Source organism: Nitrospira sp. NS4 (genome assembly GCF_049546785.1).
Lineage (GTDB): Bacteria > Nitrospirota > Nitrospiria > Nitrospirales > Nitrospiraceae > Nitrospira_D.
The window spans coordinates 33,085-47,492 of record NZ_JBMWAN010000006.1; the positions used below are offsets into that span (position 1 = coordinate 33,085).

11 protein-coding genes and 1 pseudogene are annotated in these 14,408 nt (G+C 60.6%); 5 read left to right on the plus strand and 7 right to left on the minus strand.

The window, feature by feature from the left end; genetic code table 11:
* The first annotated feature begins 14 nt into the window (after nt 1–14).
* Complete coding sequence (locus ACO9S2_RS16165) at nt 15–2,933, plus strand: DUF748 domain-containing protein (protein ID WP_423723431.1); 2,919 nt, start codon at nt 15–17, stop codon at nt 2,931–2,933.
* 310 nt (nt 2,934–3,243) lie between these two features.
* Complete coding sequence (locus ACO9S2_RS16170; RefSeq protein ID WP_423723432.1) at nt 3,244–3,879, plus strand: peroxiredoxin; 636 nt, start codon at nt 3,244–3,246, stop codon at nt 3,877–3,879.
* 71 nt (nt 3,880–3,950) lie between these two features.
* Here ACO9S2_RS16170 and ACO9S2_RS16175 read toward each other — a convergent pair whose 3' ends face one another.
* Nucleotides 3,951–6,137: a B12-binding domain-containing radical SAM protein gene (locus ACO9S2_RS16175; RefSeq protein ID WP_423723433.1), complete on the minus strand. Its 2,187-nt coding sequence runs from the start codon at nt 6,135–6,137 to the stop codon at nt 3,951–3,953.
* Between the two features lie 207 nt (nt 6,138–6,344).
* Nucleotides 6,345–7,481: a RuBisCO large subunit C-terminal-like domain-containing protein gene (locus ACO9S2_RS16180; protein ID WP_423723434.1), complete on the minus strand. Its 1,137-nt coding sequence runs from the start codon at nt 7,479–7,481 to the stop codon at nt 6,345–6,347.
* Between the two features lie 333 nt (nt 7,482–7,814).
* Between ACO9S2_RS16180 and ACO9S2_RS16185 the strand changes: the two genes are divergently transcribed.
* From ACO9S2_RS16185 to ACO9S2_RS16195, 3 genes are all read left to right on the plus strand, one after another.
* Entirely contained in the window at nt 7,815–7,997 is a 183-nt protein-coding gene (locus tag ACO9S2_RS16185) for a DsbA family protein (protein ID WP_423723435.1), read from the plus strand.
* Entirely contained in the window at nt 7,966–8,397 is a 432-nt protein-coding gene (locus tag ACO9S2_RS16190) for a hypothetical protein (RefSeq protein ID WP_423723437.1), read from the plus strand. Before ACO9S2_RS16185 ends, ACO9S2_RS16190 begins: the two co-directional genes overlap by 32 nt.
* Before the next feature lie 126 nt (nt 8,398–8,523).
* Entirely contained in the window at nt 8,524–9,033 is a 510-nt protein-coding gene (locus ACO9S2_RS16195; protein WP_423723438.1) for a DUF4112 domain-containing protein, read from the plus strand.
* 88 nt (nt 9,034–9,121) lie between these two features.
* Here ACO9S2_RS16195 and ACO9S2_RS16200 read toward each other — a convergent pair whose 3' ends face one another.
* The 5 genes and pseudogenes from ACO9S2_RS16200 to ACO9S2_RS16220 all read right to left on the minus strand — a co-directional run bounded on the left by ACO9S2_RS16200 (nt 9,122) and on the right by ACO9S2_RS16220 (nt 14,210).
* Nucleotides 9,122–9,595: an NAD(P)-dependent oxidoreductase gene (locus tag ACO9S2_RS16200; protein WP_423723521.1), complete on the minus strand. Its 474-nt coding sequence runs from the start codon at nt 9,593–9,595 to the stop codon at nt 9,122–9,124.
* Nucleotides 9,575–10,021, minus strand: a pseudogene (locus tag ACO9S2_RS16205) (NAD(P)-dependent oxidoreductase); the annotation flags it as partial. The pseudogene ACO9S2_RS16205 and the gene ACO9S2_RS16200, both read right to left, overlap by 21 nt.
* A gap of 48 nt (nt 10,022–10,069) precedes the next feature.
* Nucleotides 10,070–11,293: a hypothetical protein gene (locus ACO9S2_RS16210; RefSeq protein ID WP_423723439.1), complete on the minus strand. Its 1,224-nt coding sequence runs from the start codon at nt 11,291–11,293 to the stop codon at nt 10,070–10,072.
* Between the two features lie 218 nt (nt 11,294–11,511).
* A complete protein-coding gene (gene msrB / locus ACO9S2_RS16215; protein ID WP_423723440.1) occupies nt 11,512–11,931 on the minus strand; it encodes a peptide-methionine (R)-S-oxide reductase MsrB in 420 nt (139 codons plus the stop codon).
* Between the two features lie 1,589 nt (nt 11,932–13,520).
* Nucleotides 13,521–14,210, minus strand: coding sequence for a Crp/Fnr family transcriptional regulator (locus ACO9S2_RS16220; RefSeq protein WP_423723441.1), 690 nt, complete (start codon nt 14,208–14,210; stop codon nt 13,521–13,523).
* Nucleotides 14,211–14,408: the final 198 nt, after the last annotated feature.

Here is a 14,408-nt window from a genome sequence, read left to right on the forward strand (position 1 = left end):
CGAGCATGGGTTGAATGCTGCGTCCTCGGGTTCTTGCCATCATTGCAGGTGCTCTTCTCCTTCTCTATAGCCTCATCGGGTTTCTTGCGGTCCCCTACATCATCACACAGTATGTGGTTCCCGCCCTGGCGGAGACGATTCACCACCCCATCCTGGTGAAGGACGTCGCGCTCAATCCGTTTACCTTATCGCTGACCATCGACGGGCTGGAGATTCGCGAGCCGGACCAGACGCCTCTCCTCGGGTTTGAGCAGCTCTTTGTCAATGTCCGGGCGAAGACGCTCTTCTTAGGATCACATGCCTTCGAGGAGATCCGCCTGGTGATGCCGTTTGTCTCGATGAAGGTGCTGCCTGACGGCAGGATGAATCTCCTCGCCCTTGTGCCGCCGCCGGACCAAGACGCCGCTGCGGCGAGCGGGAACAGTGAGCCTCCGAATGGAAAGGAATCAGTCCCGCTGGAAATCGGGTTACTGACGATCGAGCGGGGTATTGTCGACTTTCGAGACGAGTCCAAGCGGAAGCCCTTCGAAATGAGTATCGTGCCGGTTCAGATCTCGCTCCGCAATTTCACGACGGTGCAGGGGGGCGAAAATGCCTATGCTTTCACGGCTGAAATCGGGAAAGGGGAATCACTTGCCTGGGAAGGGCGCGTGTCTCTGGAGCCGCTGGAGTCGGACGGGAAGCTCAGTCTTAGCGGCGTGAATCTGAAGGCGCTGTATGAATATGTGCGGGACCGTGTCGGGTTCGAGGTGAATCGGGGGCAGCTGTCGGTGGGGGGGCAGTACCATTTCGATCTGAAGGGTGCGGCTCCGAACGTCGTCGTCAAGGACGGGACCCTGTCGATCCTCGATCTGGCCATTGGAGAGAAGGGCTCTGAGGCGCCGGTCATCACGATTCCGTCCTTCTCAATCGACGGGATCAATGTGGATCTGCTCAAGAGGCAGGCCGCAGCCGCCCATGTGCATTCAGCCGGTGGGCGGTTTGAGGCCTGGATTAATCCCGGCGGTGTCTTGAATTACCAGCAGTTGTTCACACCACCGGGAGAACCGGAGGCGCCGGTCGGGAAGCGGAAGGCGGACGCGGCCGTGGCGGCTCAGCCGGACAGGCCATGGGCTGTCGAGGTCAAAGAGGTGACGCTGAATAATTACCGGGCGATGTTCGAGGATCGAACTCTGGAGCGACCCAGCCATCTGGAGATCGAAGGGCTCGACCTGACGGTGAGGGGGGTGAGGCTCCCTTTGCGGGAAGCGCTCGGAGTGGAGGTGGCCTTCAAGCTGAATCAAACGGGCCAGGTAGGAGCGAAGGGCTCCGTTCTCGTCGAACCATTGACGGCCGATCTCGATCTCAGCTTGAAGGAGATCGGGTTGCGTCACTTCCAGCCCTATCTCGACCCCTTCGTTGAGGTCGATATCCGGGACGGGGTTTTGGATCTTGGCGGAAAGCTGCATGTTGCGAAGGAGCATGGCCGCAGTCCGCTCCTGAGTTTTCAGGGCAATATTGCGGTCAACCGTGTATCAATCACGGATCGGAAGGATTTCGATGAGGTCGTCTCGTGGAGACGGTTGGCCTTGAACCGTGTGGCGCTGGAAGTCGAGCCGACTTCGGTGAAGGTCGGAGAAGTCGTGCTGCAGGAGCCGGCCGTTTCGTTGGTGGTGCAACGGGACGGTACGTTGAATCTGGCTCAACTTACCAGGCAGCCTCCTGCGGGGGGGCCTCCACAGCCGGTTAAGAAATCTCCGGAGAAGCCGGCCAAGCCGGCGACGGCCAACATCGAGATCGTGAAGTTGCTCAAAGGGTCGGCGAGATTCCGGGATCTGTCCATCGAGCCGATGGGGAAGGCCGACATCACGGAGCTGACCGGAACGATCAAGGGACTCTCGTCGCGCGAGTTGGCAAAGGCCGATGTCGCATTGACCGGGAAGGTGGACCGGGTGGCGCCGCTCCGTATCTCAGGGCAAATCAACCCGCTCAGCGAAGAGGTCTATACCGACCTGTCGCTCAAGTTCGAGAACGTCGATCTCTCAGTGGCTTCGCCCTATGTCCGGAAATATACCGGTCACCCGATTACGAAAGGAAAATTGTTTCTCGATCTCGTCTATCGGGTTGGAAAACAAGAGTTGGCGGGGGAGAACAAGGTTGTAATCGATCAACTGACCCTGGGCGACAAGACCGATAGTCCCGATGCGCTCTCATTACCGGTGGCCTTCGCGGTAGCGCTTCTCAAGGACCGGACCGGGAAGATCGACCTCGATCTCCCGGTGCGCGGCAACCTGGACGATCCGGATTTCAAATACGGTCGTGTGCTGTTGAACGTGCTCCTCAACCTTTTGGGAAAAGCGGCAACGTCTCCGCTGTCCCTGGTCGGGGCCTTAATCGGGGGGAGCGGGGAGGAACTCAGTTTTGTGGAGTTTCCGGCGGGACGCAGTGAACTGGCAGAGGCGGAGGTCAAGAAACTCACCCTGTTGGCCACCGTGCTGACGGAACGGCCGGGGCTGTCGCTGGATGTCGGCGGAGTGGCCGACAGGAAGCTGGATGCCCGTGCCATCGCGGAAGAGAAGTTTCGTGAGAAATTGCGCCGGCTCAAACAGGAAGAGTCCGGCAAGCCCGCTCGACAAGACACGCTTGATGGACCGCTCTCAGTCGAAGAGGAAACACGGTTGATCGCGATATGGTTTGCCAGGGAGGTTCTTACGGGGAACTCATCCGAGAAGCCGGCGCTGTCGGCGGCGGATATGAAAGACCGCTTGCTGGGAACCATAGTCGTTGAAGAGGCAGCCTTGCGCCTGCTGGCCCAGGAACGAGCCCAACGGATTCGAGAATGGCTGACTCAGCAAGGCCAAATTGAGGAAACGCGAATTTATCTCGTCGAAGCCGCTGTCGCAGAGGGGACCGGGGCCACAGTGCCGACCGACCTCAAAATAACCGCGCATTAGTGTCGCCGTGCAGAGGTTGGTGCCTGAGCCTGCCACGAGGAGGATCCGGATAAAACTACAGTGCTTCAGGATTTCCTGTGGGTCTGTGAGCAGGGTGCCCGTTTGGATTGACGCGAGTATGCCCGGGCGGCCCCTCCTTTGTCAGGAGGGGGGAGGGGCGGTCGGTGGTCTGGATCCTTGCCGGGAGTTCATCCCGACATGGGAAGAGGGAGGGCTTGCACTCCAAGGCGGGAAGTCAGTAAGTTAGGAATCATTTTTGCGACGATCAAGTGGGGGAAGACCCCGTGGTTATCATCGAAAGGAGTTCAACATGGCACTGCGTTTGGGGGATGAGGCGCCGAACTTTACGGCGGAGACGACAGAAGGCACGATCAATTTTCACGAGTGGCTCGGCGGCGGGTGGGGCATTCTCTTCTCCCATCCGAAGGACTATACGCCGGTCTGTACGACTGAACTCGGGACGGTGGCCAAGATTACCCCGGAGTTCAAGAAGCGGGGTGTCAAAGTCATTGCGGTCAGCGTGGATCCGCTGGATTCCCATAAGGGCTGGATCAACGATATCAATGAGACGCAGCACACGACGATGAACTATCCGATCATCGCCGATCCGGATAAGACCGTTGCGACGCTCTATGACATGATCCATCCGAACGCGATCGATAACATGACAGTCCGGTCGGTTTTCATTATCGGACCGGACAAAAAGATCAAGTTGACCTTGACGTATCCTGCCTCATGTGGCCGGAACTTTGATGAATTGCTCAGGGTCATCGATTCGTTGCAATTGACCTCGAAGTTCAAAGTCGCCACACCGGCCAACTGGAAAGACGGCGAGGATTGCATCATTACACCGGCCGTGAACGATGCCGAAGCCAAGACGCTGTTCCCCAAGGGCTTCAAGACGGTGAAGCCCTATCTCCGGTACACGCCGCAGCCGAATAAGTAGTTCAACAGCAAGAGTGCGTTGAGGGCGGGAGGGGCTGAGGCCTCTTCCGCCCTCGTCGTTTGGAGAGGGGATTAGACAAGCAGCAAGCCGGTGGCGCGAACCTTTTTCCAGGCGGGAGAACGGAGGAATTGCTCAAACTCCTTCGGGGGGCCTGGAAATGCGGCGCCCGCCTCCCTGAGGAGGGGGTAGGGATGCGACCGGTCGGCGCGGGGGGTGGACTGCAGAATGAGATCGTTCAGCCACTGAGCCTGCTGCGGAGTCACGGTAATCGCCCGGTCGCTGGCGTGTGCCGGCAGAATGAGCCTGATTCTTTTCCCGGCAGGTTCGCAGACCGGTTGACCGCCGAGCCATACGACTCGGCGTTCCGCCTGAGGATGATCTTTCACCAGCCGGTCTTTGAGGAGACGCCGGATCCAGGCGGCGGAGACGCGTGGTTTTGGCACAGGTTGGTCGAACCATCGGCGGACATCGAGGGTGAGCCCTCGTCCTTCGAGATAATTGAGCATCGACCGCCGGAGTCCTTCGCCGACCCACTCCGGTGTGTTGCTGCGGCGATCCCGGTGCAGGAGATCGTTTTCTGCAAATCCCTCAAACGCCGGACCAACGATGCGTAATCCATGGGCCGCCGGATCCAGTCCGATCGGACTGTGAGCGGTGGCGGTGAAGCGGTGCCAGAAAGCCGATTGAATGAGATCCGCCGCCACCAATTGCCGGACCCGCTCCAACGAGTCCACCGTTTCCTGGACCGTCTCGGAGGGGCAGCCGTACATCAGGTAGGCATGGATGAGAATGCCTGCGTCTTTGAAGGCCGCGGCCACGAGCGCGGTCTGATCGACGGTAATCCCTTTCTTGATCTTCTCCAGCAGGCGATCCGAAGCCGCTTCAAGACCTGCCGTGACGGCGATGCAACCGGATGCGGCCAGCAGGCGGCACAAGTCTGGGGAGAAGGCCTCCTCAAAGCGGATATTGCCCCACCATGAAATCGTCAGTCCCCGTTCCAGCAGCGCCAGGGCCAGCGCTTTCAGGGCGGCGGGAGGCGCGGCCTCATCGACAAAGTGAAACCCCCGGCAGCCCGTTTCGGCGATCAATTGCTCGATCTGCCGGATGAGCCGGTCGGTCGGCGTCATCTCATAGCGGCTGATGTAGTTCAACCCCACGTCGCAAAACGTGCATTGTTTCCAGTAGCAGCCGTGGGCCACCGTCAATTTGTTCCAATGGCCTTCCGACCAGAGCCGATGCATGGGGTTGATGCTGTCCAGGATCGAAAGATACCGGTCCAGCGCCAACCCGCTGTAAGTCGGGCAGCCGGTCTCTCCCATGCGGAAATCCAGGCCGGATGCGTCATCCGCAAAGACCACCTGTCCCTTCTCGCGATAGAAGGTCCGGCAAAGTTGCCTGCGCGGTCTCTTTCCCGCCAGATGTTCGACCAACGACAGCAGCGGCAGCTCGCCATCGTCGAGGGTGATGTAGTCGACATAGTCGAACACGCGGGGATCGGAAACCCGCCGCAGCTCGGTGTTGGCATAGCCCCCGCCGAGGGTGACGGCAATATCCGGCCGATGAGCCTTGATTGCCTGCGCGACCCGAAAGGCCCCGTAGACGTTCCCCGGAAACGGTACGGTCAGACCGATCAGTGACGGCTTGATGCGCTCGACGTGGCTCCAGAGGGCATCAAGCATGAACTGGTCGGTCAGGCTGGGTGAGGCGGACAGCGCATCGATGATCGTGTCGAATGATGAGGCGGACCGGGCGATGTGCTCCGCATAACGGCTCAAGGCGAATTGCGGAGAGACGGTTGCCTGAACGAGGTCGGCAAGGTCTTCGAGAAAAAACGTGGCGAACTGTTTGGCGCGATCCAGCTCCGACAGGCCCCGGGACAGCGAGGCTGTTCCGGTTCGGCCGGCAAACCGGGGACCTTGCGGCAGGACACCGGGACGGGCGAGGAGCGGGCCAAGTGAGGGGTTCCGCCCTTGCAAGAATTCAATGACCGGGTCGACGGCCGTCACGTAGGCCTGCTCAAGGGCCAGCATCTGTTGCGCTTCTCCGGGGAGGTCGCTCCTCTGCCGGCGGATGGCGTCGAAAACCCGGGTAAGACCTGCCCGGCTGAAGAGCCTGAGGACCATCTCAATGCCCAGATCGGCCTGCTCGCAGGGGATCTGACGCGACCGCAGAAAACCCGTCAGATAGGCGGTGGCAGGATAGGGCGTATTCAGTTGCGTGAGCGGGGGAGTCAGGAGCAGAACCTGCGGCTGAGTCATGGATGTCACATAGCATAGTGGCGAAAGGGATTGCTATGTAGGCTCTCCGGAAGAAGAGGGCTTCTCCCGGCCCGACGACCTCCGGGCGTCTCAGATGCCGCCGGGGCTGTCACCGGCTGTGTTCAGCCTGAGCGGTTCGCTTCGAAGCCGCGTCGGACGACGCTCCGGCCGACCGGTCAGGGATGGAGCAGAATGAGAAATACCGGACTAGCGGGCGAGGTGTTCGAGAGTGGTCAGAAATCGTTCGCAGGCAGCGGTGACGCCGGCGGGATCGAGGCGGACCCGGCTCCCGAGCACAAAGACGACGTCACGTCCGAAGATGTCCAGCATCTCCGCGATCCGGCCTTCGTTCATCCGCCCCGCGGCAGTAGGAAAAATCGGCTCCAACGTGCTCCATGGTTCGCGGCAGGCCGAGGCGATGTCCCGACAGTCCGCCCGCGAGACCGGAAACCCTGATCCACAGGCGGGGAAGATGCTGATATCGGCTCCGATGAGGCGCGGGAGTTGGCCGTACAGGACGCGCGGCGAAAGCCCGCTGTCGGGATGAGCCGCATAGGTGCCGAGAAAGGCGGGGTGCGCCAGAATCGGGCCGGCACGTTCCGCCCTGTTGGTCCATTCATGGACGGTTGCGTACCCGATCAGTCCGGGAGAGAGGAGAAAACCGTCGACTCCCGCCTGCCCGGCGAACCGTATCTGCGCCGAGACCTCATGCGGCGATCCGGCGACATGAGGCACATATAAACAGCGGCGCCCCGTTGAGCGCGTCGCGGACCGGACGGCCTCGAGGCAGCGTGACACCCGTTCTTCAAAGGGACAAAAGGAATGGTCGCCAAGTCCCTGGTCTTCCTTGATGAGATCCACGCCGGCTCGTGCGAACTCGGAGGCGAGGGCGGCCAGGGCCTGCGGCGAGAGTCCGAGCGGTTTCAGCACTGCACAGACGAGGGGGCGGCGCGCGATTGCCAGCAGACGACGAATTCCGGCGATGCCGTAGCGTGGACCGGGCCAGCCCTCGGGAAGGCGGGATGGCAGGTGGAGATCCATGACCCGGATGCCCGGTGTCAGGCTGGCGGTCCCGAAGAGGGTGTGGAGAAGTTGCGGGATCGAGCGGCCGAAGAGGTCCATGGAGAAACTGATGCGGGCGGTGGCGGTGTCATGGCCGTGATCGGAGTAATCTTCAAGCCGTCCAAGCAGGTCTGCCGGAATAGGACAGGATGCAAGGAGTGCGGCGGGCGCTTCAATGGTCTGGTCCGCGCAGAGACGCTCAGCGGTGATCCGGGTCTGGCCGCCTGCACCATGCAGCCGGTAGGTGACCGAAAAACGGCTGCCTGACAAATCGGTGGGCATGGCTCAACGTGACGGGTGATGTTGTATCGAGGCCGGCGGCAGCCCGGTACACGAATGCCGCAGATCCTAACCGAGATCACGTGAAAGAACCAGCCGGCCGCCACCTTTTTCTCCATCACGGTCTTATCGCGGCCACAGGAAGAGACCTAAAGTGGTTCGGAGGAAGGAGAACATGCCGGATAGAGCGCTCAGCGCGCCAGTGCGTCGCGCGCTCCGGTTGACGATGACAAGGAAATCAAGAATGACGAAGATTCACAAGTCATGGATGGACGTTCCGCTCCCTCTTCCGCTAGGGTACGCGGGACAGAGCGACGATCCTCGTTGGAGAGGCAGATGAGTGAGGCACAGGCACAGCGGGTGGTGCTCTACAGCGATTTCAATTGTCCCTTCTGCTATGCGATGCACGAGCAGCTGCGGGAATCGGGGTTAGGCGAGCGCGTGGAGTGGCGGGGGGGGGCAACATGCCCCGCATTTGCCGGTCCCGATGGCCGCATGGAATGGCGCGCTGGCCGCTGAACTCCGCCATGAAGTGGCCATGGTCGGACGGCTGGCGCCGGCCCTGCCTATTGCGGTGCCTCGCGGGAAACCGAATACCCGGGCGGCGATTTTCACGGCGGCTCGTGTCCTCTCCCGCGATCCACGGCAGGGGGAAGAGCTGGTGCGCGCGTTGTATGTCGCCTTCTGGAGAGACGGGGTTGATCTTTCTGATCCTGCCCTGCTCGGGAATTTCGCCGGCGTGACCGAAGAGGATGTGCTGAGCGCGCCTGAGGAGATGGCGCAGTCCGTCGAGCAATGGGATGATGAGTGGCGGCAGACGGGGCAGTGCGGCGTTCCGTTGCTGGTCGGCCCGGAGGGCGAGCAGCTCGTCGGCTTCGTCCGGGCGCCGGAGGTGGTGCGATTTATCCGGCAAACCTGATTCAAGACTATCCGGTAGCCGTTGTCGTGAGGTCATGTTGGTACTCGCGGCTCTGTCGATCAGAACCGGAAGCCGGTCTGTCGTCGACGGGCTGTCCCCGCAATCGGAACATGGTAGGGTAGGTCCATGGCGCGCAGGTCTCCTCATGACAGTGAAGTGTCCGACGACGATCCGGAACGGCAGGCGTTGCGGTCGGCGGCTGAACTGTTGGCCAGGGTGCTGGATTCGGCGATTGCGATCCCGGGGACACAGATCCGGATCGGGCTGGATCCGCTCTTCGGTCTGGTTCCCGGGATCGGGGATGCGTTTGCCAGCGCCGTGGGGTCGGTCATTCTGCTCATCGCCGCCCGCCTCCGGGTGCCGAAAATCGTCCTGGTGCGCATGGGGATGAACCTGCTCATCAACGGGGTCGTGGGCATGATTCCGTTCGCGGGGGATGCCTTCTCCGTCTGGTTCCAGAGCAACCGTCTGAATGCGCGGCTTCTGGCGGAATGTGCCGGGCCCGCGACGGCCCGATCGACCGCGGGGGATTGGCTGGCAGTGGGGGCTGTCCTGCTCGTCTGTCTCAGTACGGTGATCGGAGCGATGGTCTTGGTCTTGTGGCTCGCAGGCCGGATCGGGCAGCTCATTCAGTAGGTCTGTGGCGGTCGGTCTGCAGGAGTCTGTCTGAAGCCCGCGGCCCGACCGGTCGGTGTTCCGGAGAAGGCAGGATGAAGACGGATCCTTATCCCGCCCGGCGATCCTTAAACGTCAGTTCCGCAATCGCCGATTTATCCAGCTCGCCTTTTCCGCTTGCGACCAACCGTTGATACTGCTGTAACGTTGCTTCCGCCAGGGGCAGGCGGAGGCCGGCGGCCCGGCCCAGGGCCACCGCGATGCCGGAGTCTTTCGCGGCGTGGGCGGCGGAAAAGTAACAGTCGTGCGCGCGCTGCTGCATATCCTCCCCATCCGTTTCCAGGACTCGCGAGGCCGCTCCTGTCTGGCTGAACACCTCGCGCAGCATGGTGAGGTCGAGTCCCAGCGCCGCGCCCAGCCCGAGCCCTTCGGCCAGGGCCGCCGTGTTGCAGTTCATGACCATATTCACGAGCGCTTTCACTTGCGCCGCGGTTCCGGCCGGACCGATGTAGCGCACGGTCTTGCTCATTGCATCGAGAATCGGCCGCGCCCGCGAAAAAACCTCGGGTTTTCCCCCGCACATGAGGTAGAGCGTTCCCTGGCGCGCCTGAGGAATGCTGCCGGCCATGCAGGCTTCCAATGAAACCCCGCCGCGTGCCTCCACCAATTCCTCAATCTCTCGATGAATGGCCGGGGAGAGGGTGGCGCAGTTGATGAAGAGACGGCCCTGGGCGTGCGCGAGCAGGCCGGCCTGGTCGTCGATCTCATAGATCTGTTCCATGGCCGCATCGTCCGTCACGACCGTGACGACGATCTTCGACGCTTCGGCCACGGCCGCCGGATGCGGGGCTGCCTTGCAGGAAAGTTCGGCCGCCAGCGCGGTCGCCGCGGGAACGTGGCGATCGTAGACGGCCTACAGGACGAAACCGAGTTCGTGGAGGCGCCGCGCCATATTGGCGCCCATCCGTCCCGCGCCGATAAATCCGATGGGTTCGGAAGTCTGAGTCATGACATGCGTCTCCGTCTGACAGGCATGAGCCAAAGAATGTCCTGATGATTACAGTTGCGGGGATCGCGACTGTGGAGAGAGAACCTTTGTCCAGCGGACATTCGTCTTCCCGTCGCTGGTGGTGAATTCGCCTTCATGGAATGTCACGATGTCGAGAGTCCGCTGCTCCTTCTGCTCCGGTTGAAGCCGGGGGATGCCGGCTTTAGTCTCGATGGTTCCGCCCATCGTGTCCAGGATCAGGAGATCCGCCGCCGCGGAGGGCTTAATCGACCAGACAAACGCCGCCGTGCCTCCGGCGTAGGTGCCGGTCCCTTCCCAGCGACCGACGAGCGTGGGATCGACGGTCTTCAGTTGAAAGACGGGTACGCTGGTCGCCTCGTGCCGGAGTTTCCAGAGTTCTGCGGGAATCTGTGCAGGATTCTGCTTTGGTTTCAGCCTGGTCCAGGTAGCGTGGAGGCTGCCTGTGCTGGAAAACGATTGCGGGCTGTCCGTGAGATAGGTGCCTTTCCAGGCCAGGCCCTTGAACGTATTCGACCGTTCGAGCGACCAGCGTCCGGCTTCGGCATTCACGACGCCGTCGAATTGCATCATCGAGGACAGCGACCAGGCGCGATCCGGTTGAATGACGAGAAGCAGTTCCTGCTTGATCGTGCCCTGCGACGAGTGCGCGTGCCAGGTGCCCGCCAGCTCGCTCAGGTTGACCGGGGCGGATCTGGTCGGTCCGGTGGAGGTACCCGGCGGGGCGGGACCCGTCCGGGTCATCGTCACCGGGCTCGCGTGCGAAGCAGCGGCCGGGGGCATGGAGGAATCAGTCGAGGCGGAACGTGAGGGATCGGACGACGGAGCGGGTGGTTCCGCAGCCAGCAGAACCGGAGTTCCATAGCGGGATGCGGCGGTCTTGCCCAGCAGCGTGACAGAGTCCGGGAGATCCTTCTGAGTCATGGAAGAGACCATCACCGTCACCAGCGCCTGTCCACGGATAAAACTCAGACGAGCCAGGGCGGGCGGGGAATAGACCCTCACCGCTCCGTCGGCCAGGCCGGGAATGAGGTCGCTGTCCCGCCGGAGCCGTTCCTTGTTGAACCAGGTGCGCCGGTCCTTCCCCGGCCTTTCATCGACCTGCACCGTGACGGCGTTTGAATTGTTGCGGCGGGCTTTAAAGACGCAGGTGTTCGGATCAGCGAGAGTTCCCGCCTGGACCCGCTCGCCCAGTGCCCGTTCCGCTTCTGCCGCGGTAATCAATGAACAGGGATCGGTCTGGGCAGAGGGCATGGTAGACCCCTCGCCGCAGGAAAGCAGCATGGCAGTCAAGGGAGCAAGCGCCCACAGACGGAGAGCTCGACAGGGCATTGATATAACTCCAGAATGAATCAAAAGCGATTGTACAGAGATCGAGAGGGCAGTGCTACCCATCATTCAGGGGAGCGGACTCATACCACGAACGGGTGAAGATGAATTCGGACGCAGAGCGTCGAGTCGTCGTGATGCAATCAGCTTGCGACGAACTTAAGCGACACGCCGTTGATGCAATAGCGGAGGCCGGTCGGTTTGGGGCCGTCCTCGAAGACGTGGCCCTGGTGGCCGCCGCAACGGGCACAGTGGACCTCGGTACGGGTCATGAAGAATTTCGAGTCGGTGCGCGTCTCAATGACTTTCGGATCGATCGGCTGCCAGAAGCTGGGCCAGCCTGTGCCGCTGTCGAATTTGTGCTCGGACGAAAACAACGGCAGGTCGCATCCGGCACAGTGGTAGATGCCGGCCAGGTGATTCTCATGGAGCGGGCTGGTAAACGCGCGCTCCGTATCTTCGTGCCGCAACACCCGATAGGCGAGGGGGGATAGCTGCTTCTTCCATTCCTCGTCCGTCTTCGTGATCTTCACAATCGCGCCGATATCGATTTGAGGAGGCATGGCGTATCTCCTTCAGAGTGCGGGGGGTGAATGACTGCTCAGTCGGATCGCACGGCCAATCCTTACATAAGCCCTTACGGAAGGGCAAGGCGAGAAGGGGAGGAAGGGTGGGAGTAGATAGCTGAACGGGATCCTGTGATGAAAAGAAGGGACCGCGAGTCGTATCCCGCAAGCCGGGAACAATCATTGTTCGCGAACGCCGAACGCTGGACCATCACGCATAGTAAAACAGTGAGTAGAAAAATCCCGCGCCCCTTATCCTGATCAACAAAACAGGGGGTGTGAGCCAGGTTGGATGCAACCCTTCGCTCGAAGAGATGATGGGTGGAGTCTTCGAGCTACGCTCACAGCCCCTAGTTATCCAATAGCCATCAACTATCCGTCGTCAAGAATGAGTTCGGGAGAGGATAATCGTGCGGGGCCCGTTGACGGTGTGACCATAAAAAACGGCCCGCCCTTATGTGGATCACCGGGTCTGTCGACCAGCCGGGATCAGGTTCGGCAACCCTTCAGTCGCTTAAGGCGATGTTGCCCCGCGCCGTGGTCATCGGGCTCGCATCGACGGCCGTGCCTACTGGCACCGAGCGACACTAGCGCGTACCTTGAACCATAACCCCGCCACTGAAACAGAAACGGTGCCCTTGTGCACGCTGGCAGCATAAGGGCGAGTCAAACACTTTAAAAGGCTGCTGACCTTCAGCAAGCGACCAACACCTCCTCTCACTTTGTAGTTAGTCACGATGCCCGGCAAATCAAGTACGCTTCATATGGGTTGCAAAAACACCACTACCAGCGGTTGAGGAGCCGTAAATGAATAGGGATTCAAAAAAACCGGAGCGGAAGCAGGTTCAGAGAGATTTGTGTTGTTTGTGGAGATCTCGGAGGGGTTTTAGGCTTCCCACCCGTCGGTGGGCCTGCTCACCGCCCCTACACCCGACCTCGATATCATTGAGTGTTCCTCTCACCAACCTCCGCTCAGTTATTAGATAACGTTCTTTTGTCCCGGATCAAGGAGGGTAGCCGGGAGGGACCAATCGTGACGGTTGTGGTTGGGCGGCCGAACGGCGCATCGCAAGCCGGTAAGTCCAACGTCCCTCATAAGAGCAGCGGGCTTCCAGGTTGCAGGAGGAACAGCGCAGAAGCAACCGGGCCAGACCGTACTCTGTCGAATTGGTGCCAGGACCAAAACAGCGGCAGATACCGGCCAGGTGATTCTCATGCAGTGGACTGTAAACGCATCCTCCGTATCTTCATGCCGCGACACCCGATAGGCCAGAGGGTCTGGCTGCTTCTTCCCTTCCTCATCCATCTTCGTGACGTTCACCATCGCTCCCATATCAATGTGAGGACGCCTGAAGTATCTCCTGGAGAGTGCAGGGGGGAATGACTGATCAGTCGAATCGCACGCGCAATCGTTACGTAAGCCCTGTCGGAATGGCAAGGCGAGGGGATGGGGGACGATTGAGGAAAATGTGAGCTGATGACTGCCGGCGAATGGCAGGAGTCTGTGGCGCATCTCCCCAGTCGGGATGAACGCTGATTGCCCGATATAAATGAGGATGTGCAGGCCGTCCTGAAAGGCGTTAGCGTTACTGTTGTTCCAGCAGTTCGTATGGCGTGGTGCGATCTTGGTTCCTGGAAGGCCGATCGGGAGCGGTCTCATAGGCTGCTTTATTCGAATAGTGAATGAAGCGCGGCACGTCGGGAATGGAAATGCGAGAGGGGTTCCGGATGATCAAGGTTTCTGTTTCGATTTCGGTCATCGCCCGGCTGATCGACTCCGGGGCGGCGCCGACGATATCGGCCAGCAGTTGGCGAGTGATAGGAGATTCGAAGTGGGCTTCCCGTGACTGATGCTGCCCCGTGGCTTCCAGTAATTCACGGAAGGCGCTCACGAGGCGTGATTTGACGTTGGTGGTCAAGTGCGCGATGTGACGTCGCCGGATCACCTCCATCCTGCGGGCCAGGTGTGCGGTCATGAGCCTGGAGATTGCCGGATCTTCCGTGAAGAGGCGGCGGAGATCGTCTTTTCCTATGAAGATAATGGTGCTCTCGGTCAAGGTTCTGGCTGAGAGGGAGTAGGTCGGACGGGCGAGAACCCAATCCTCCAGATTCATGATGACGCCCCGCCCCTCCAGATAGAGGACGGTCTCCCGGTGATCCGCCCGCTCGGCCGAGATCGCGACACACCCGTCGCGGATAATGTGAATGCCGACCTGAGGCTCGTGTTGTCTGATGACCCATGTGGCGGTCGAATAGGCGCTGACCCGAATGTCCAATGATCGTTGATCCTGGAGATGCTGAAATAGCGGTCGCGTGAGACACCGGTCCGGGGAAGGGCAGGTATCGCAGAGGGCCGTCGTAGGTGCTTGTCCCAAATCTTGTACGCGCACGATTCACCTCGGTAGATATTGAGAGGGCATGGTAACAGAACGGCATTAGCACTCCAAATAGAATTAGGTCGTATTCCGTACTGT